The sequence below is a fragment of the Bacteroidia bacterium genome (assembly GCA_033391075.1).
Taxonomy (GTDB): Bacteria; Bacteroidota; Bacteroidia; order J057; family J057; genus JAWPMV01.
Genome location: JAWPMV010000004.1, coordinates 192,136 through 212,101 on the forward strand (window position 1 = coordinate 192,136; position 19,966 = coordinate 212,101).

12 protein-coding genes are annotated in these 19,966 nt (G+C 42.1%); 2 read left to right on the forward strand and 10 right to left on the reverse strand.

The features are described from left to right. Positions 1-19: 19 nt before the first annotated feature. The 9 genes from R8P61_34885 to R8P61_34925 form a co-directional block, all read right to left on the reverse strand. Positions 20-3,259, reverse strand: coding sequence for a two-component regulator propeller domain-containing protein (locus R8P61_34885; protein ID MDW3652315.1), 3,240 nt, complete (start codon positions 3,257-3,259; stop codon positions 20-22). Between the two features lie 89 nt (positions 3,260-3,348). After that, positions 3,349-3,486, reverse strand: a complete 138-nt coding sequence (locus tag R8P61_34890) for a hypothetical protein (GenBank protein MDW3652316.1) — start codon at positions 3,484-3,486, stop codon at positions 3,349-3,351. Between the two features lie 4 nt (positions 3,487-3,490). Beyond that, positions 3,491-4,624, reverse strand: a complete 1,134-nt coding sequence (locus R8P61_34895; protein MDW3652317.1) for an MBOAT family O-acyltransferase — start codon at positions 4,622-4,624, stop codon at positions 3,491-3,493. Further along, the gene (locus tag R8P61_34900; GenBank protein ID MDW3652318.1) at positions 4,624-5,559 is read right to left on the reverse strand and encodes a hypothetical protein; all 936 of its coding nucleotides are present in this window, start codon (positions 5,557-5,559) and stop codon (positions 4,624-4,626) included. Before R8P61_34900 ends, R8P61_34895 begins: the two co-directional genes overlap by 1 nt. Beyond that, on the reverse strand, positions 5,556-7,418 hold the full coding sequence (locus R8P61_34905; GenBank protein ID MDW3652319.1) for an AMP-binding protein: 1,863 nt from the start codon (positions 7,416-7,418) through the stop codon (positions 5,556-5,558). The genes R8P61_34900 and R8P61_34905 overlap by 4 nt, the downstream gene beginning before the upstream one ends. Next, the gene (locus R8P61_34910) at positions 7,396-10,242 is read right to left on the reverse strand and encodes a class I adenylate-forming enzyme family protein (protein ID MDW3652320.1); all 2,847 of its coding nucleotides are present in this window, start codon (positions 10,240-10,242) and stop codon (positions 7,396-7,398) included. The genes R8P61_34905 and R8P61_34910 overlap by 23 nt, the downstream gene beginning before the upstream one ends. A 191-nt stretch (positions 10,243-10,433) precedes the next feature. Continuing rightward, a complete protein-coding gene (locus R8P61_34915; GenBank protein ID MDW3652321.1) occupies positions 10,434-11,072 on the reverse strand; it encodes a class I SAM-dependent methyltransferase in 639 nt (212 codons plus the stop codon). Positions 11,073-11,328: 256 nt separating this feature from the next. After that, positions 11,329-12,045 (reverse strand): LytTR family DNA-binding domain-containing protein, encoded by a 717-nt coding sequence (locus R8P61_34920; GenBank protein MDW3652322.1) that lies wholly within the window; start codon positions 12,043-12,045, stop codon positions 11,329-11,331. A gap of 9 nt (positions 12,046-12,054) precedes the next feature. Further along, positions 12,055-13,137, reverse strand: coding sequence for a sensor histidine kinase (locus tag R8P61_34925; protein MDW3652323.1), 1,083 nt, complete (start codon positions 13,135-13,137; stop codon positions 12,055-12,057). 215 nt (positions 13,138-13,352) lie between these two features. On the opposite strand from R8P61_34925, the gene R8P61_34930 reads away from it, so the two are divergent. Beyond that, positions 13,353-14,684 (forward strand): ankyrin repeat domain-containing protein, encoded by a 1,332-nt coding sequence (locus R8P61_34930; protein MDW3652324.1) that lies wholly within the window; start codon positions 13,353-13,355, stop codon positions 14,682-14,684. Further along, positions 14,677-16,107 carry a serine hydrolase domain-containing protein gene (locus R8P61_34935; GenBank protein ID MDW3652325.1) on the forward strand — a complete coding sequence of 477 codons (1,431 nt, stop codon included), beginning with the start codon at positions 14,677-14,679 and terminating at the stop codon, positions 16,105-16,107. Before R8P61_34930 ends, R8P61_34935 begins: the two co-directional genes overlap by 8 nt. Before the next feature lie 204 nt (positions 16,108-16,311). On the opposite strand, the gene R8P61_34940 is transcribed toward R8P61_34935, so the two are convergent. Next, positions 16,312-19,818: a hypothetical protein gene (locus tag R8P61_34940; GenBank protein MDW3652326.1), complete on the reverse strand. Its 3,507-nt coding sequence runs from the start codon at positions 19,816-19,818 to the stop codon at positions 16,312-16,314. Positions 19,819-19,966 lie beyond the last annotated feature (148 nt).

Sequence of the window (19,966 nt, forward strand, 5' to 3'; positions counted from 1 at the left end):
TAAAAAGGAGGAAGCCTGTTTAAAATCGGGCTTCCTCTTTCTTAAAGATTTCTTTTTCCAGGCGAATACAAGTTCCCTGACTTTCTTGGCTCTCAATATGGAGTTGAGCCTCCATTTCTTTTGCTCTGCTTCGCATATTATTTAAGCCATTGACCCGTTTAAGATCCTTCTCATGGAAACCTTTTCCATTATCAATAAGTGAAAGGAGCAGCTTTTGGTCCTTCCTGGCTACCCGAATAGAAACTTTGCTACAATCTGCATACTTCAGGATATTATTCAGGGCCTCCTTACAAATGAGGAGCAAATGCCTTTTGGTAGTTAAAGTCAAACTTTCCTCTTCATCTCCTTGCAGCTGATTATCAAAGTGAAATTCGATATCCGTGTGTTCGAAGAGGGAACTGGCAAAATCTCTGATCCGATCCAGGGTAGCATGCAAACTATCGTGTCTGGGGTCAAGGGTCCAAATAAAATCCCGGATTCCAGAGCCTAATTCCTGCAGGTTTTCTTCCATTTTCTGAAGGTACTCCTGCAAGTCAGGATTATCCTGAGCACTTCTTTTACTTAAGCCCGTGTAGAGCGATAATTTTGTCAAATTGTTTCCCGCCTCATCATGAAAATCCTGAGAGGTTCTGGCTCTCAATTGTTCCCTTTCTTCAACTTTGATTCTTTCAATTCGGGCAAGCGTCCTCATTTCCTGACGGACTTCTTGGGTTCGGTAGGAAATAAAGAGGAAAATGGCTCCCAGAAAACAAAGTGCATAGAGGGCATAGGCCCACCAGCTTTTCCAGGGTGGGGGAGAAATATGGATTTGTAGTTCCTTAGCCTCCTCGTTCCAAAGTCCATCATTGTTGGAGGCTTTAACTCGGAAAGTATAAGTTCCCGGAGCTAAATTGGGATAATCTGCAAAGCGCCTCTTTCCACTATATACCCAGTCTCTATCTACTCCGACCAACTGATAAGCGAATTGATTTTTTTCTGCTTTGGTGTATTCCAGGGCAGCAAATTCGAAGGAGAGGAAATCCTGATCATAGCTTAGCTTCACTTCATCTGTAACCCGGATTGATTGCGGCAAATGAAAAGCTGATTGATTCTCGGGATTGGGATCTACCGGCACTTCTTGATTAAAAAGCTTTATTCCTGTTATCTGGAGTTTGGGTAATTGTTTATTGAGTTTCAGGCTATCGGGATGGAAATAAACCAGCCCATGAGTCCCTCCAAAAAACATTTGTCCATTTTGGGCTTTAAAGTAGGCAAACTGATTAAACTCCAGGTTGGACAATCCATCTTCGATCCCAAAATTACGTGTCTTGAATTCACCCTCTTTCCAACTGGTTCGGGAGATTCCATTGTTTGTGCTTAGCCATAGATTTCCCTCTTCATCCTCGAGTATCCCATAAATCACATCATTGGGTAGACCATCTTTTCGAAAAAAAGAACGGAAAACTCCTTCTTTTTCCATGAGGCATAAACCATTTGCCGTTCCTATCCACAATTGACCTGCCTGATTTTCATGAAGGCTGAGGATCATGTCATTGCTAAGGCTACCGGGAAGGTTCCCTTTGGAATCATAGGTCGTGAAGGTTCCTTTTTCCGGATCCATTTTGCACAATCCTCCCCCGGCAGTGCCAATCCAGAATCTGCCCATCCGATCTTCCAGTATACTGTAAACAAAGGGATGAGGTAATCCTGTACTATCTTCCGGATTATGAAGATAATGCTTAAAAGTACCGCTTATCGGGTCGAATAAATTAAGGCCGCCGAGAGCCGTTCCCACCCAATACCTGCCCTTACTATCTTCATAAAATGTGTAGACCGTATTGGCACTCAAACTTTCGGGATCTTTATCATCGTGGGTATAGTGTTCAAAGCTTAATTTCCCAGATCCTTCTACTATGACTTTGGCGAAACCTCCCCTGCGAGTGGTCAGCCACATCTGATCATTCCTGTCCCGGCAAACATTTAACAAATAATCTGTCCCTAGTTCCTGCTCCATATGGTAGCAAGTAAGGTCTCCGGGTATCTCATCCCAGCTATTAAAAATGCTCAATCCTCCTACCGTGGCTACCCATAGTTTTCCTTCTTTATCCTGATTGATTCCCAATATTTTATTATTGCAGAGCTGCCTCTGAGAACTTTCGAAGCTTATTTTCCCAAAAAAGGGACTATTTATAGAGGTTTTATTGATCCCGTAGCTTGTACCCAGTAAGAGATTCCCGGATTCATCGCCCATAATGGCATTGGTGCGATTATGAGATAAAGAGGATAGAACATTGGGATCATGACTACTGCGATTGAGGATGTGGGCTCCTTCAGTTTCCAATCGCTCAATATCTCCAAAATTCAATCCTTCTGCTGTGCCAATCCAAAAGGTTCCGTATTTATCCAGAAAGAGGGAGGTGATTGAGCTGCTTAGAAGTCCTTGTTCAGCAGCATTCTCTTTCTGCAAATACTTTTCAATCCTGAATTTCCCATTGCTGTCTTCGACAACTAATAACAATCCGATACTAGTCCCTATCCAATATCTCTGAGAGCTCTCAGCTAATATGCAGGATGTAAAGTAAATCTGGTCTTCTCTCAGAAATTCTGAAGTAAAGTTGAGGGCTTCCAGTTTTTCATTTTCCAGATCAAATACAGCCAATCCATTATTATGACCGAGTAAAAAACGTCCCTCTTTGAGGGGACTCATACTCAGGATGTTTCTCGCAAAAAAATTGCGGGAAGTGCCCGGTTCATGTGGCCAGCTCTTGATTTGATAGGTATGAGTATTCAGGATTGAAAGACCATAATCAGTTCCAATCAGGAGTAAAGAATCCTGATGGAGATATAAAGACCTGACACCATCATGGGCCAGACTTCCGTAGGGATTTCCAGCTTCAGGCAGGAAGTTGAGAAATTGCTCTGTTTTTCTGTCCCATTTACTCAATCCTCCGCCAAAGGTCCCGATCCAAAGATTCTTCTCTCTATCTTCTAGTACGGTCCAAATGTAATTGCTCTTCAGACTTTTGGGATTGCCTGGTTCATGGAAAAAGGAGGTGAATTCGTATCCGTCATATCGGTTCAGTCCATCTTGGGTGCCTATCCAAAGATAACCGTAAGAGTCTTTGAGAAAACAGCTTACGTTTCCCTGGGAAAGCCCCTCTTCTACGGAAATGTGTTCAAATTCGAGCTTTCTATTTTGGGAATAGATATTTTCAACATCTATGAATAGGAGAAAGCATGCAAAAAGTAGTAAGTAAATTCTGGTGGGGGAAAGCGGCATTTAGCTGGGATCTTTAGGCATTTTCCTTAAAATACGTAATCTCCAATGAAAAATATAAATAGTCCGCTATGGCTAAATTAATCTTCTTTTTACCAATTCAAGTACCTAAACAAGCCCGCTTCAAATCCAAAAAGACTAATTACCAGGTATAGTAAGGAGAAGTACCAAATACCCATCAGGACATTTGCCCATTTTGTTCCGATTTTTTCTAAAAGGTAAGTGTACATAGCCTTAGTTTATGAAGAATAGAATTTTATAGGTTTGCCAGGAAGCCGCCATATCCACTTCATTGGTCAGGATAAAACTGAGCATGACGAAATGCAGGGTAATTCCTATTCCCAGGATTTTTTGTACAAGAGGAATCTTTGCGATCGCCTCCTGCATGGGCGTATTATTGTAGCGATGCCAGAGGTTGATGGCTATAGCATGCATAATTCCCCAGATCAAATAGCGCAAGGATATTTCATGCCATCCTGCCAATACAAGCATAGACATAATGATGCTGATACGGGAATTTCTCGTCATACCGAGGAAGGGATAGAAAACATAATCCCGACACCAATCTGAAAGAGAAATATGCCAGCGATTCCAGAAATCAGCAATATTTGTGGCTTTGAAAGGAGAATTGAAGTTCTCCATGACTTTAAAACCAAAGAGTAAAGACAAACCTATCGCTATATCTGAGTAGCCTGCAAACTGTACATAGGCATTGGCAGCGAATCGAAACATCTTCAGATAGGTCGCTATCCAAAGATGACTGTCTTCCAGTCCCAGGGCAAAATTATTGAGTTTATAACTGAACAGGTAATTGCCAAGCACAACTATTTTTACAAAGCCATAAAGAATTCTTTCCAATCCCTGAGAAAACAGCAAATTATCCCATCGCCTTCTTTTTATATCTCTTAAGAAGGGTTGAAAGCGATTGATAGGGCCGATAAGGATGGTTGGAAGAAAGAACAGATAGCACATATATTCCCATAGGCTGTGCTTACTCAGACTTGTTTTCTTATACACCTCCAGAGCATAATGGATTTGGCGAAAGGAATAATAGGAAAGCCCCAAAGGTAAAATGCCTGTTTCTCCCAATCCAAAAATGGCTGCATAATCCATCTTAAAAAAGAGAAAGATGCAACTCAATTGGATAACAACTACCAAAGTCGCTGTGCTCAAAGAAGGAATATGTCGTAAAAGGTAGAAATTAAGAAGGCTGGTGCTCGCTAAAATCAGGAGGGAAGCTGGCGAATAAATTCCCAACAAAATAGCAGTTGCCAGGATGAGGGGTGCCAGCTGCCATTTCTCTGGCAACAACCAGGCAGGGCCCAGCAACACAAAACTTACTCCCAATATGATCAGCAGTATCTCCATCAGTTCTTTCTTTCTGCTACAATTTTATCTATCAGCCATTCAGTATATATCTCTTGTCCCGCTGTGGTCAAATGGCTGTAATCCCAGAAGTATTTATACCCTAGCGGAGATCCTGTATAAGGCCAATATTCTATCCCTAATTGTTCTTGGTATTGCTCCAGTAAAATGGCCTGTTCCTGCATAAGTTTTGGAGGGTAGATTTGATGCATCAGGGCCGCTGGTTGAGGGACATCCACAAATACTATTTTGATCCCCTGATCTCTGAGCATTTGTAATTCTTCGTGGGCATAGCCTAGTTCCTCAAAAGATCTGCTAATTCGTTTCTGTGGAACATAGGAAAGTGTATCCAGGTGCTGGATGGAGGGTCCTGCTTTAGCAACACAGTCCATTTTTTGCTTATACCCCAGCATGCCTAGCATTTCTTTAAAAAACCTTCGATTTAGCCAGGACCTCATTTCCAGTTGGCCTTTTAGGCTGTGAGCTTTAAGGGTACTATCCGCTTTATATTTGGCTCCTACGTTTTCCAGATTTACGACAGCCAATTCTGTTTGGATGCAAACCAAATCAGGGTTTAGCGCAGCTATTTTGGGAAGAAGCTGATGAGTAGTTACCATTCTTTTAAAGGGCTCACCATTGCCATACATCTTACTCAAGAGGATGGGAGATTTTTTCAGCCTGTTTGAATAAGCATAAATTTCATCCGGACATTGAATCCCATACTTAGCCAGGGAAGAACCAACAAAAATCACTTTCAAATCTCTTTTTTTTGAACTTTGAAAGTCCTCCTTCATTTCCTCATACAGTCCATCAAATTCCAGTTTGTCTGTATTGGGAATATTATGGCAATACACATGGACGATGATCTGGAGCAGGAGAAATAATCCTCCTACCCAGGCCCATACATATAAAGGAGTTGATTTTGCTCTCACACTCATGCCAGTTTTTCCAGGAGAATGTTCTCGGTTGCTTTAAGACTATTCATGATCATCATTTCAGCCGTAGAAAAACGGACCTTGAATTTCTTCTCCAGGGAGTTTACATATTTCAAATGTGCCAAAGAATCCCATCCTTCAAGCGTCATAGAGGTGTCTTGCAGACTGATTTCTGTTACAGAAATATTAAAAGCTTCTGCTGCAGAAGCTTTAATCGCCTCAACATATCCCTCCTGCTCAGCTGAATTCTGAGAAATACTCGATCCAGCCTTATGTTCTTCTATCAATTTCCTGACCTCATTCACCTGAATTTTACCGGAGAGGGTACGAGGAAGGCTTTTGAGGAAAAAGCTTTCTTTGGGAATCTGATTTGCTTCTAATAGAGGACGGAGGTAGCTGATCAAATCCATTTTTTCCAGCTTTTGCCCGGCCTTCAAAACGATGGCAGTAGCCAACATTTCTCCATGATGCTCATCCGGCAAAGCGAAACAGACACTTTCAAATACTGCCTCATGGCTATTGATCATTTCTGTTACCTGCTCAGGATAAATGTTGATCCCTCCTGTATTGATGGTATTTTTCTTTCTTCCAGTAATGCTGAAGAAGCCTTCTTCATCTTTTGCTGCAATATCCCCGGTAAATAGCCAGCCGTCTTGTAAAACCTCAGCAGTTGCTTCCGGATTATTGAGATAACCAACAAATATATGATCGCCTTTTATCATGAGATTTCCCGACTCATTTACTGCCGCTTCTGTCCCATCTTCCGTCAGGATTTTCACTTCACAATCAACAGGAACTCCAACTGTTCCGATTTTCTTTGGATATCCGGCTGCTCCACAGTATAAAGAACCTGCGACGGTTTCGGTCATGCCATATACATTGGCAATTTCAACCTTGAATTTATCCTGAAAGTCCTCCCAGAATTTCTTTTCCAGTTTGGCAGCCGTTGAAATAATCAGTTTGAAATCTTCCGTTTGAAAACTTTCCTCATAATTCTCTGAGTACTTGTCCATAAAAGATAAGATGGTCGGAACGGTCATAAAATGAGTGGCCCGGAGTTTATAAATCGCATCGAAGAGCTCTGTCATCCGAGACATATCAAAGCTGAAAGGTCTCAATAATGTTGCATGCGAAAAGAGGGTAAGTAAGGGGCCCTGTATAGATCCATCTACATGGTAGAGGGTAAGGATATTGAGCAGTCGACTGTTTTCATCAAAAGCATATACTTTCTTGAGTGTCTTCAGGTGGGCGAATAAATTCCCATGAGAAATCATCACTCCTTTGGGATCAGAGGTAGATCCGCTGGTGAAAAGGACAAAAGAAAGATCGGAAGGCTCAATTTTTTCTAAAGGTTCAACTAGACCTGAAATGCTATCCATAAGTGCGGGGAAGCTATGATTATCCACCGGCGCCTCTGTTTTTTTCTTCTTCAGGAGTTTCTTAAAAAGTTTGCCTTTCTTCTGGGCGGATTTTTTCACGGGCAGACTAAAAAAGGAAGGATTTTCTTCAATTTTCCTTTCTGCGAATAAAGCTTCATCCATAACGGCTCCATTCGCTGCTGCCTGAAGGATGATTCCTTTTGCTCTTTGGGCAGGAACCCGAGGATCGATAAAAATGCTCACAATTCCATATCGAAGAAAAGCCAGGAAGAATAGACTCGCATAATATTCATCCTCTACGGAGAGGACAATCCGATCTCCTTTTTTCAATCCTCTTTGCTGGAAAAGCTGGTGAAGTTTATCTATGTCTGTGAGTAAGGTCTGATAGGTATATTTTTTACCGCCTATTTGTGCAAAGACTTTTTTGCTTAACTGAGGTCCTTGCAGGCTTTCAAATAGATCAGTGATATTGTTGTATGGCATGTAATAATTCTTTTTCTGATAGTTTTCCGTTTTCTGAATAGGGGAGCTGTGGGAGGAAATAGATTCGACGGGGAAGCTTGCGCTCTCCCAATTGGGTCCGGAGATTCTGTTGCAATTCTGCACGAAAGGAAGCGGGGTCCATGTCAGGATTTCTCAGGACTATACAGGCTGCAATTTTCTCTGCATCTTCTTCCTCATACGCATAGCAAATGACGTCTTCAACTTGCTCCTGTGTGCCAATTGCATCCTGGATTTCTTTGAGATAAACGACTTCTCCGCTGGAGATTTTTACAATATTTCTGATCCGGCCCAGGAGTTGAATATTACCAGCTTCTGTATAGCGAGCCCGGTCATGGGTATAAAACCATCCGTCCCGGATTACTTCTGCTGTTTTCTCCGGCATAGCCAGATAGCCCTGCATAATATTCTCGCTGTAGATACGAAGTTCTCCTTCTTCTCCTTTAGCTACTGGCTTTCCTGATTCATCGACGATTTGTGCTATACAATCAATGGGTTTTCCAATGCTATCGTTGAGTAGGTTTTCTTCCAAAGGATTTTGGGAAATGCAAATCCCGGTGGTTTCCGTTAAGCCATAATAGTTGAGAATATCTTTGTCAAAAGCTGATTTAAAATCCTTTCTCAGAGATTGACTCAAGGCATTTCCGGTACAAATCAGAGATCGAATGCTATCCAGTTGACCTCTGATTTTTTCGGCATACTTGGCAAATTGATGAAGTAAGGCAGGATTGCTACTTAAGACTGTAGCTTTACTCTCTTCTACTGCCTCAGCGATTCCGAATAAATTACCCATCGTGTTTGACCCGGGAAGCACTACGCTTGCTCCTACATGTAAGGGTGCTATAACGGTATTTCGCAAACCACTCATACTTTCCAGACCTCCAATCGCTAAAAGCCGATCTTCTTCTTCCCATTGAAAAGTCTCTGTGATCAGTCTGCCACTTCTGAAAAGATTTCCATGCGAAAGCTGAACACCTTTGGGCATACCGGTTGATCCCGAAGTGAATAAAATGACCGCTTTATCTTTAGACTGAACCTCTACTTCTGATAATTCTTCATCCTCAATTTCTTCCAGCCAATCTTCGAAGTACAAAGCATCTTCAGCCTGCTCTTCTTCATCAAAAAGAATGATTGAACTTTCCCCAAAAAATGATCCTTTCTCCTGGTAAAGCTTTTCAGTCAGGAAAACCCGTTTTGCATCTGTCAATTTCAGGATGTGTTCGATTGTTTCCTGAGGCAAATGCCCGCCAATCGGAGCAACAACAATCCCTAATTGCATACAAGCCCAGTATAGCATGACTGCTTCCGTATGAATATTGCCTGCAATAATGACATTATCGCCTTTTTTCAAACCAGAGGCATGCAAACCAAGCATGATCATTTCGACTACTTCTTCGCAGTCTTCATAGGTAAATTCACTTTCATCCTCCAGAGAGATGAGTGCATGTTTTTCCGGGAAGGCTTTGACAGCATGTTGCCACAAAGACTTTAGATTTTGCTGTGTTTCCGGAACCAAATACTCCTGAGACATCAGGTGGTATTGTAAACGGGTAGCTTCTCTGGAAACGGGCAATACCTGTAGCATCCCCAGCTTTTCAAGTTTTTCCAGCTCTGCATATAGCTCTTCCTTACTACAGCCGATGCGTTCCTGCATCTCTTTCACCGAATAAGCATGCGTGGCCAAATAGGTGATTTGAGTTGCAAGTAAGGAAAGCTCGAAATTATCCAGGGCTTTGATTCGCTCAATATAAATAGGATGTCTATCCAGCAAATAGCCTACTGATCCATTGAGATAGTCGTGGTCTACTTCTACTTTTTGGTGATGCAAGTCAATATTCAGAAGCAGATTGATGATGACAAAACAATCCTCTATCGAATCCAGGTCTTTCATAGAGAAAGCTGACAAAGAATCGCCTTCCCATGCTTTTGGTAGAACTGCTATCAAAGAATTATAATCGGTTTGATCCGGGGTCGATATCAAAGGGATTTCAGCTAGTGCATGGATTTCATTTGCTGCGAACATATAGGGTTCGGAGAAGACATATCCTTTCCAATTGCTTTCATCCGGAAAAAGGGAAAAGGCACGATCATAATCCATTCCATGCATCTGCTTGCAGCCTCTTTCAAACCAGGGCTCCGGCTCATTATTGGTGAGATGGACATGAGGGAAAATAATAGCGCCCTCATCCTTAACCACCCGCATCAATTCCTTTAATAGTAAGCCTTGATTAAAGCGATGGAAGGTATCCAAACCGACTGAGAATGCGATGCTATTATCAGCCAATGGCAAAGGCTCATCCAGATCGCAAAACATTACACGGATGTTATCTCTTTCCTGTAACCAGAAGTTGTAGCCTTTATAGCCCAGAACGTCCTTATTCCCTTCCCAGGTGGTAAGAATTTCATTCTCCGGAAAGAGACCCGCTAATAGGGCAGTGATCCATCCCGAACGGTCCCAGAGATTAAGGATAGTATCTCCTTTTTTTACAGTGGCTCTGAGTTTTTTAAAGAAAGGATACAAAGCTTTGGAAGCTTCATTGAAGGGTTGAAAGCAGGCGTACATATCATAATTGGGACGCCGGGCTTTTTGTTGCAGAAATATTTCATACTGCAGTTGATTTCCCAGGAGCTTTTCCAGTTTTTGGAATTTATTTCCCAAAACCTGGCCGGGAAACATATCAGATTCATTAAAAAAATAGAGCTTGTCAATGATGGGAACAAAGTGCGGATGGCTCTTCCCTTGCAGGAAGCTGCGCTTTTTTCCATCAATCGATTCCGATTGATGTGAATATAGGGCGTTCAACATACAGTCAATTCTAAAACGTTCAATGGCATGAGAAAAGAGCGGCAAGCAGCAAGGTATATCCAAACACTATACCCTTCTGTTTCTGAGAAGAAGGGGAGGAAATGTCTTTGGAATATCTCTACAATAAAGTAATTGACAAGCGCGGAGTAAACATGCTGCGCCTTGCTGGTAGAAAATCCTGTATGGATGGTTTAATTTGTAGGCTTGGCCCAGTAAACACGGGTTTCAAAAGTCCCTCCGGGAATTACCCGATCCAATTTCAGCCAGCTTTGTGCCTCAAAAACTTCCTTATGGACGGGCATATAGTAGATGATCTGAATAGCCCGTGGATTTCTTTGAAGAGAGTCTTCAATATTTCCCAAAACCGTATTCAAAACTTTGCCGGGAAAAGGATGAAAGAGGTAAAAGTGAGAGAAACGATCTATGTCATGAAAATCTCGGGCATCAGACTCATATATTGAGAGATGTTGGCTTTCCAGAAGAAAGAAATTCTTTTTAGCAATACTTACGAGAAAGGGTGAAACTTCAACTCCCGCAACTTCCTCGAACCCAAATTCATCCAGAATAAGCATGGCTGCCCCTTTGCCCGATCCATAATCAAGAATACGATCACTCGGTTTAATCTTTAGTTGAGTAAAGGTATTCCTCAAGTCCTTTCGCTCGCTAGGTGCATAATAGATTTCTTCTCCGAATTCCTCCAGGCCCAGGGTCTTATTGTCTACAGAAGGTGTAATATCGAGGCCCGCAAATTTCTCCCGAAGAATCCTGAGATTCCTGCTGATTTTTGCAAGTAGATTTTGGGAACTATAATGGTCCAGGGCCTTATTCATACCATTTCTTGAATACTCAATCAATGAAAAAAAATCCAACTCAACAAATAATGTAACTGACTATATAGGAAATTTTATATAATCTCAGCCTGTAAAGAATTCGATTTCTCTATTTTCTAATATAAAAAAGCTATAGCTTTTTGGCTCAATTGACCTCAAAAATCCTTAATTCCCAAAAAATATCTCTTCCATGTCCTATTGTTCGAAACTCATTCCTCAGTAGGTGGAATTTTATTAGAAACATTCAAAATCTGATCTAGGCCTGAGCTTTTAAATACTCTATGACTGCTTTTTTATAACTCGCACCTATCGGGATTTCTATATCTCCAATCTCTATATCATGATGAGTAAAGGCTGAAATCATCGAACTGTTTACGATGTAGGAGCGATGAATACGAATGAAGGCCTCCGGTAAGAGTTTTTCATAGCGACTGATGGTGTCCTTGGAAATGATGTTTTTGCCGGTTGTGTGTATACGCACATAATCCTTGATACTTTCGATATAAAGAATTTGATCCAGATAAACTTTTACATGCTTTTTATCGGCATACACATAAATAGATCCACGTGGTTTTTCCAGTCCTTCGCTGCTTTCTTTTACTTCCTCTTTCTGATTTAATTTCAGGTATTTATTGACAGACTTAAAGAAACGTCCGAAAGAGATGGGTTTCAATAAATAATCCAGGACTTCAATCTCATAACCTTCAATGGCATATTCTCTGAATGCAGTTGTAAGGATTACCTGAGGAGGATTAGAAAGAGAGCGAATAAATTCAATCCCATTCATTTGAGGCATTTCCACATCCAGAAAAACAAGGTCAACCGCTTCTCGGTTCAGGACTTCAAATGCTTTCATACTATCCTGACAACTTGCCACAAGATGAAGTTGAGGGATCTGTTTTACATAATCCTCGATCACCTCAGCTGCCAAAGGTTCATCATCTACAATCAGGCATTTTATGGGGCTCTTCATATCTCGTGTTTAAAGGTCTATATGTAGGATTACGCTATAGGAATCTTTCTGGTCTTCGATGATCATCCTATGCCGTTCCGGATATTGCAAACTCAGCTGCCGTTTCAAGTTTTTTATACCAATTCCTTTACCTCCTGAGTCTCTGGAAGAGAGAATTTTTGATTTGGAATTGAAAACCCGGAAAGAAAGCAGCTTATCAGTAAGCGTCAGATTTATCCGGATTAAAGGATCACCATCTTTGGTAGTCATCACATATTTGAAAGCGTTTTCTACAAGACTGATCAAAAGGAGGGGAGCAATTTGCACTTCGGTATCCTCTATCTTCTGGTCCAGTAAGATCATGAGGCTATCCTTATACCGCAAACTCTGAAGATCTGCATAACTCTCGATCAACTCCCATTCTTTTATAATAGGTACCCTTGGCTGATTGCATTCATAGATGGTATAGTCGAGGATCTCCGACAACTTCATAACCATATCCGCCGTTTGCTCTGATCCACTTTTCGCTAATGCATAAATATTGTTGAGGGTATTGAAAAGGAAGTGGGGATTCATTTGTGCCTTGAGGAAGTTGAGTTCTGCCATGCTTTTTTCACGCTCAAGGCTGATGAGTTTATTCTCCTGCTGAAATCTTTCTTTCATCATCTTCAGTAGAAAGAGAAGTACGGCTGGCAAATAAACAGATACCATATATACCTTGATCAGATAGACAGCGTCTGTGATCACTTCCCAGACCGATTCCTCATAACTTTCAAAATTGATGAGGGGTTCAGCGATATGGATAATGGAAAGTCGGGCCAATGCAGAGAGTCCATAGGCGATCAATGCCAGACTGACAAAAAATAGCAACCAGCGACCCTTATACAATAGTTTCGGAATGAGATAATAGATCAAGGAATAGGCAGCCAGCATCTGAACCGGCAGAATACTAAGCATATTGATCAGATTATCTTTAAAGCTACTTCCTAACAGGCTGCCATGATATGCCAGTAAAAGGATTACAAGAACCCAAAAACCCAGATGATAGATAAACCTGGGGATGGAATCAATCCTACTGATATTGGAGTTATGAAGTGATAGCGAGTAAGCCATGAATGCAAAATACAGCCAAAATAGCTTATGTTTTTACTTTGTCGACGAATACCGGAATAATGACAATGAAAAGCTGAATTAGTGAGCTAAATATGCTTCGTCCTCATAAAATGCCTGTCTATCGATGGCTGCTTTGTCTTGATCTTATTTCTCCCATTCCTATCAAATCTTCCTGCATCTTTGGATCGTAGCTCAATTCAATAATTCTATATACAATGAAAAATCAGGTCATCTTTCTACTGCTGGGCATCTTCTGTAATGCTCTCCTTGCTCAAAACAATTGTGGCAAACTCCTCAAAGCGGTAGAAGAAAATAATATCTCCGCCGTCCGCAGCCTGCTGAATAGTGCAGATGTAGATTGTGTGTATGAGAAAAGTAATCCTCGTACAGCTCTGGTCATGGCAGCCCGGGAAGGACATAAAGAAATAGTCGAACTCCTTATTAGCAAAGGAGCAAAGGTGAGCTTTCATCACAAACATGATGAAACGCCTTTGATGGCAGCATCCGGAAGTGGAATGGGGGCGATGGTTGATCTTATGATCAAAAAAGGAGCAGATGTAAATGAAGAGGAGAGAGGAGACGGAACAGCTCTGATCCTCGCTGCTCGACACGGCCACCTATCTATCGTCAAAAAACTTCTAAACCTGGGAGCAAAAATCAATGTCCTTAGCACAGGAGATGGGAGCGCACTCATCAATGCAGTCGCCGGAGGACATCCCCAGGTAGTCAAATACCTGCTCGAAAATGGAGCCAATCCCAATCTCGGAAATATCGCAGATGGTTATCCGCTGGAGATTGCGCTCAATAAAGGAGATGATGAGATGATTCGCTTGCTGACGGCTAAAGGAGGTAGCAATAAAGGAGAATATGATCGTTACGATGACGATGACGAGTATGATGATGAGGATGACGAAGATGATTATGAATATGAGGATGACGAACAAGACGAAGAAGGATTGTTGAATGCCTCATCACAAGATCAGTTGGAATGGGTGAAAAAGATGGTAGAAGGGGGTGCGGATGTGAATAAAAAGTATTACGGAGACGGCACACCTTTGATTATAGCTGTGAGAATTGGAAATATGGAGGTCGTGAAATACCTGGTCGAACAGGGAGCAGATGTGGATTTGGATATTCGGGGAGACGGAAGTCCCCTGATCGTTGCAGCAGCTCGGGGAGATCAGGCCATCATTTCCTACCTCTTATCAAAGGGGGCAGATATAGATAAAGGAGTAAAAGGAGATGGAAATCCCCTCATTGCTGCGGTGGAATATGGACATGAAGATATAGTGGTATATCTCCTGGATAAAGGAGCCGATGTTAACTATGAAATAACCGGTGATGAAACGCCTCTGATCAGAGCTTGTGCAGAAGGGAATCTGGAATTGGTAAAGCTTCTGGTTGCCAGAGGGGCAGATGTAAACAAGTCTTCCCGAGAAGTCTACAACCTCAATTCTCGTTTATATACTCCTCTTAAAGTAGCACGCAAAGGAGGATACTCAGATATCGTAGCTTATTTACTAGACAAAGGCGCTAAAAATGATTAAACAACAGAAAACTGCCACTTTCCTTCTTGTCTTCCTGCTCTTTATGGGGCAGGTGTATAGCCAGAAAAATCACCAACTGGCAAAAGAACACGCACAGGCGCTCTTTAAAGCATTCATACAATCTGAAGATAGTCCTCCCGGTATTTCAGTTGCTGTGAGAAAGGGAGATCAAACGATTTATGCAGCAGGTTTTGGGATTGCAAAATCGGAAGACCAGGCAGCCGTCACGCCAAATACCCGCTTTCGCGCAGCTTCTGTCTCCAAAATGATGACCACTACTGCCATGGCAAAATTGTACCAGGAGGGAAAACTCGATTTTGACAAAGCCGTGAGTTCCTATGTTCCCCAATTCCCCAAAAAGGCACATAGTTTTAGTGTAGCTCAATTATCGGGACATATTGCCGGCTTTCCACACTATTCCTTTAGCGATAAGATTCAAAAACGCTTTTACCCTTCTGTTTCCGAATCCCTGGGAACCTTTTCCCATCAAAAGCTGCTATTTGAACCCGGGACCAAATACAAATATTCCACCCATGGATATACTTTGCTCTCTGCGGTCATAGAAGGAGCTTCACAGATGGAATTTCTGGATTACCTCGATCAGGAAATTTTTGAGCCTCTTGGGATGCAATCTTCTGGTCCCGATCTCAGGCATGCCATTCACAAGGACATGAGCGAACTTTTTTACATCAATAAATCTGGGAAAGTATCACAGGTAAAGAAGCCGCAAGACCCTAGCTATAAGTGGGGCGGAGGAGGAATGACTTCTACGCCCAGCGATCTGGTAAAATTGGGAAGTGCCTATTATTCAGGTTTCTTCAGTTCCCAAACCGTAGATCGGATGTTTCAGACTCAGGCATTGAATGATGGCAAGGAAACCTGGGTGGGAATCGGATGGCGGACCAATGTAGACCCCTTTGGGAGAAAAGTTCATGAACATGCCGGTTCGATGGAAGGAACCCGCAGCGTAATCTGCATTTTCCCCGAAGAAAAAATGAGTGTATCCATCATGGGAAATGCGAGCAGGCCCCATATGATAGAAGAAAGTGCCCATGTGCTGGCATCTCTGTTTTTGTCAGAAGAAGAAGCGGATCTAAGCCTTAAAGGAAAAGGAGAAGTGGACTTTGTTCGTCGAGGAAGCAAAAAACAAGTCAAAGGAAAGGGACAGATTCAGCTGGAAGGAGCAAAAGGAATTTTATCGATAAAGAATGGAGATGAGGAGGAGGTAAACTACCAACTCATCAAACTAAGAGACAAAGACCTTTATGGCTTGATCACCGAATACGGCATCCTTTTTTGCCAGATCAAAGTAGAGAATGGGATCTTGGAAGGAGGAGCGATCCTTTATGGAAGCATGAGGCCTACAAAAGTGGGATTCGACGAAGCTTTCATTTCCTTTTCCGGAGATTTCACACAAGAATAGATTAAATTTTTCGAGAATGACGATGAGGAACTGCTTTTGGGCAGTTCCTTTTTGTTGATGATCAGGAAAGCAGGCTCCAATCCGAAAGGGTCATACTGAGCGAATCCGAAATATCTAAAATCCAGGTAACTTTGCTGATTATGTGGCAAGTAATCTGGATGTACACTTAGGTCCTTCCCCAAGTTCGGGGTGAGAAGTATTTTATTATTCTACTTCAATACTATTATCCCGCAAATCCCGATCTATCTGCAAGAGATTCGGATCAAGCACAACTTTCGCAGCCTGCTTTTCCAGGTTAAACTTTAAGCTTTTTCTGCCTTCTTTCATCCAAAATCGCTCAAGCCGAATTAATTCATCTTTCGCATCATAAATCCCAATCTCCACAAGATCATCCAGAGGGAGCTCCTCGTACTGGCCAATATCCAAATGTTCTTCTTTCTTCAAGCTCAGTTCTACCTCCAATTCGTAGCCTGAACCTTGCTGTCTCATCTCAGCATGTTCAATTTTCCCATCATGCAGAATTACCTTTTCAAAATAGTCTTCGATCAGGTAATTGAGGGAATCGGGGCTTTCTTCTTTGAGATAGCTGAGAAAGTCGATGGACAAAGGGTAGGGGGGACCTTTGAATCGATAAACATCCAAAAAGTTGCCGAGGATGCGATTCATTTCTTCTTCCCCAATCAAATAAGCAAGGGCATGAAAAGCCATCGTTCCTTTTCCATAAAACATGAACTGATCACTGGCTTTCACCCGATAGAGGGGCAATTCCCGACTCGAAAGATTGGCTCTGCCATTTAAGTAGCGACTCCGTTGAAGTCCCAGAAATTTACGGGCCTGCTTTTCTCCAAAAGCCTTACGAAATATATTCAGACTAATATATTCCGTTGTACTTTCACTGAGCATCCGAGCGCCTTTTGCATGTGCAGGTATCAATTGAGCGCCCCACCATTGATGACTCAGTTCATGGGCAGCCGTGTAAAAGGAAAGGTCAACTTTTTGGCTGTCTATGCTTGCATTGCTGATAAAGCGAAATTCTGAAGTAGGACTGATATTGGCATAAGTCGTAGAGAATGTCCCATCTGTCAGGGGAAATTCTACGATCTCTGCACTTGCATGTTGGTAGGGTCCAAAGTACTGACTATTGTAGGCTAAGGCCGCCTTCAGTCCATCCATCATGGTTTCGAGATTCTTGTCATGTCCGGGATGATAAAATGCCCGGATCGCTATATGCTGCCAATTGCTTTCTTTCTGTTCATAGTCCCCCGAAAGAATTCCCAAGGCATACTTCAGGGGCCTCTGACTTTTGTAGTGAAAATACTTCCTCCTATCCTTACTGTAGGATTCAATCAACTGCCCGGGCGCTATCGCGATCTGATCGGAAGAAGTGCTCAGGCGAATATCCATATCAATATGGTCCGAATCCCAGGATTGATAATTGAATTCACGGCTATGAGTAGAATTCGGTTCTGGTTCCATTGCTCCCCGAATATAGCCCAGACGAGGCAGGGCATCTTCCCGAAGAAAGCTGCCATTGACTTTCACATTGGGATACTGTTCAAAAAGGGTATTGCCTTTACTTTGAACGGAAAAGGAAAAGTGCATACTATCTTTCGGCAGCAAACTCCTTTTCAGTACCCAAACACTGAAATGCATAATACTATCTGCTAGGAGTAAATCTGCCTTTCCCGCAAAATCCAGCTCTGTTTCTTCATCAAATCCTGTTCTGACTAGCAAGGTATCCAAAGAGACTTCATGAGGATTGATCAACAGATAGCTACCACTAGCTGTAAAGGATTTCTTTTCCGGATAAAGGTCCATTTCCAAATTAAGGGCCTTGATTCGAGGCTGCTTTAGTTTTTCATACTGCTTAAATTCCTTTTTGAATGTCTTAAAGGAAGCCTGAAAACCTTCATTTGATATGACCTCTCTTTCATGTTCTTCCCAGAGGATGTTGGCACCTAATGAGATAAATGCAACAGATAGGATGCCCAGATTTAAGTACCAGCTTTTATTGAGCCGGGAGCGAAACTGTAGCCACCTTTCTTTTATTCCCAGGGAAACGCCTCTTTCCCATATCAACAAACTCAGGCAAAAAAGTAGAAATGCTCCAATCAGCCAATAGCCCTGCACAAGTGCAAAGGCCGGTAATTGATGGTCATAAGCATTCAAATCAGAATAACTAAGCTCCGGAGGAGAATTGAAAAGCAAAACATGTGAATCCAGACCCACAGAAGGCATTCCACTGATACCCAGCCATAAAAGAACCAAAGCGAATAAACCCTGATACAGATTTGGGAAAAAACTATGGACGAAGACTGCGGTAATAGCCCAGACCATCAAGCCCCAAAAACGGAGACCGTATAGATGGGAGACATAGAGGTCCAATTCAAAATGAAAGTAAGCCTGACTGGCCTGCACACCGATTCCACATACAATCATCAGGAAGAGCATCAAGAGTTGCATCAGAAGTAAAGCCAGAAGACGAGAAATTAGCAAAACCCCATTTCGGACCGGACTGCTATCGATCAGAACGTACATATTCGTCATCCGATCTCTTTGCATCAAACTACCTGCATAGATAAAGGTCAGGAGCATCGTAAAGGTCAGGAAGAAAAAAGCCGGTATTCTCAACATCAATTGAGTAGTGGGAAGCAGGACCATTTCATCCAAACGTGTGATTCTCCCCAAAGAGAATATAACCGATAGGCAGGAGATCAGGGCTATGGCTAAAAAGGTCCAATTCTTTATAATGAAGCGAAGATTGAAAAAGCTGAGATGTAAAACTCGCCTGAGATCCTCTTTCCATCCGTAGCTCTTTGTAGTTTGGGGAATAGAGATATTGCCTGTTGGAGAGGATTCTTCCTTACTAGATTTCTTCTTGTTAAAAACTTGCCATTTCCACTGCTGCTCCTGATGAAACTGAAATTTCCGATAGGTATAGACTCCTAGCAGAAAAGAAAGTCCCAGCCAAAAGATTCGATTATAGAGCAGTACTCCCTGGAGTGAATAGTAAGTGACATTTCTTTCACTCAAAGTCCAGAATTGACTTTCATAAAGAGAAGTATTTTGGGCGAAAGGATCCAAAAGTGCCACCCAAAAGCCATGCCCTGCGAAGGCATTTTCACTGATTACCTGAATGAGAAATAATACCACTACCCCCAAAAAGCCTGAAATGACATTTCTGCTAAGTAATACCAGAGAAAATACGATCAAGCCCTGGAATAGTAAATTGGGGATGAGGAAGAGGGAAAATGCCTGCATATAGGAACCCCAACTAAAAGGCCCCAATTTGGAAGGATCAGCTCCCGGCATAAGTTCGGCAAAGACGAGACCGGAAGCCGCAAACAAACTGATAGCGAGAGTTATGGAAAAAGCACTCAAAAATTTGCCCCCCAAATAAGCATGTTTCTTAATGGGGAAGCTGTAGAGGATACTATGAAGATTATGCCGAAAGTCTTTGTAGATCGTTGCCCCAATTATAGCTGGGAGCAAAAAGAGAAAGATCTTATTGAAATAGAAAAGGATATAGCTGACTTCATAAGGCGAATTTAAATGAGATTGTAATTCGGCTTTGGGGCTCAGCTCATCAAATACACCCAGCGAACCGGCCAAGGAAAGAAATGCTATGGCAAAAAAGCTAAGCCCATATACATAGATAGTAGGGCTTTTCAACCAGGAAGTAAATTCAAATGAAAATATCTTTCTAAACATAGACCAGGGCTGTGTTTGCAATCCTTGATTAATCTTAGGCATTCTTCTCCTAAAAGTCAGGCACTTCTCTTTCTCCCGGGCCTATTTTCCGCTAAACAAGGGCATTATTCCGTTCAATAAAAAAAAGGCGCTTGATTCATTCATCGGA

Excerpts from the sequence above, each read along its gene's own strand:
- R8P61_34885 (MDW3652315.1), bottom strand. The coding sequence starts at position 3,259 with ATGCCGCTTTCCCCCACCAGAATTTACTTACTACTTTTTGCATGCTTT.
- R8P61_34890 (MDW3652316.1), bottom strand. The coding sequence starts at position 3,486 with ATGTACACTTACCTTTTAGAAAAAATCGGAACAAAATGGGCAAATGTC.
- R8P61_34895 (MDW3652317.1), bottom strand. The coding sequence starts at position 4,624 with ATGGAGATACTGCTGATCATATTGGGAGTAAGTTTTGTGTTGCTGGGC.
- R8P61_34900 (MDW3652318.1), bottom strand. The coding sequence starts at position 5,559 with ATGAGTGTGAGAGCAAAATCAACTCCTTTATATGTATGGGCCTGGGTA.
- R8P61_34905 (MDW3652319.1), bottom strand. The coding sequence starts at position 7,418 with ATGCCATACAACAATATCACTGATCTATTTGAAAGCCTGCAAGGACCT.
- R8P61_34910 (MDW3652320.1), bottom strand. The coding sequence starts at position 10,242 with ATGTTGAACGCCCTATATTCACATCAATCGGAATCGATTGATGGAAAA.
- R8P61_34915 (MDW3652321.1), bottom strand. The coding sequence starts at position 11,072 with ATGAATAAGGCCCTGGACCATTATAGTTCCCAAAATCTACTTGCAAAA.
- R8P61_34920 (MDW3652322.1), bottom strand. The coding sequence starts at position 12,045 with ATGAAGAGCCCCATAAAATGCCTGATTGTAGATGATGAACCTTTGGCA.
- R8P61_34925 (MDW3652323.1), bottom strand. The coding sequence starts at position 13,137 with ATGGCTTACTCGCTATCACTTCATAACTCCAATATCAGTAGGATTGAT.
- R8P61_34930 (MDW3652324.1), top strand. The coding sequence starts at position 13,353 with ATGAAAAATCAGGTCATCTTTCTACTGCTGGGCATCTTCTGTAATGCT.
- R8P61_34935 (MDW3652325.1), top strand. The coding sequence starts at position 14,677 with ATGATTAAACAACAGAAAACTGCCACTTTCCTTCTTGTCTTCCTGCTC.
- R8P61_34940 (MDW3652326.1), bottom strand. The coding sequence starts at position 19,818 with ATGTTTAGAAAGATATTTTCATTTGAATTTACTTCCTGGTTGAAAAGC.